Raw genomic sequence first — 587 nt, forward strand, 5'->3', positions numbered from 1 at the left:
TGCACGAGCGAGCGGTGCTCGCGCTCGTGTCGGGCGGCGCGGGGCCGGGTCTCGACGACGAGCAGGCCGACGGCCGCGACGACCAGCACGCCGTAGGCGGCGAGGAAGACGAAGATCCCGCGCCAGTCCATGATCAGCAGCAGCTGCGAGCCGATGACCGGCGCGAGCACGGGCGCGAGGCCCGACACCAGGGCGAGCCGGGACAGCATCCGCACCAGCGGGCGTCCGCCGAAGAGGTCGCGGACCATCGCCATCGCGACCACGCCGCCCGCCGCCGCACCGGCTCCCATCAGGAAGCGGAAGACGCCGAGCGTGACGATCTCGGGGGCGAGCGCCGCGCCGACGCAGGCCAGGACGTGCAGCGAGGTGGCCAGGAGGATCGGCAGGCGCCGGCCGACCGCGTCGCTCCAGGGGCCCACGACCAGCTGGCCGAGCGCGAAGCCGAGGGTCGTGCCGGTGAGGGTCAGCTGGACCGCCGCCTCCGACACGTTCAGCTCGCTCTGCAGCGCGGGGAACGCCGGCAGGTAGAGGTCGATCGTGAACGGCCCGAGGGCGGTCAGCGAGCCGAGGACGATCACGTAGACGAG

The 587-nt window shown here is 73.8% G+C and carries 1 protein-coding gene; it reads right to left on the reverse strand.

Going from position 1 to position 587, the window contains the following annotated elements; genetic code table 11:
- On the reverse strand, window positions 1–587 hold a 587-nt coding region (locus C5D04_RS17795), incomplete at both ends, for an MFS transporter (RefSeq protein ID WP_258068977.1).

It is taken from the genome of Rathayibacter sp. AY1D2 (genome assembly GCF_002932695.1).
Taxonomy (GTDB): Bacteria; Actinomycetota; Actinomycetes; order Actinomycetales; family Microbacteriaceae; genus Rathayibacter.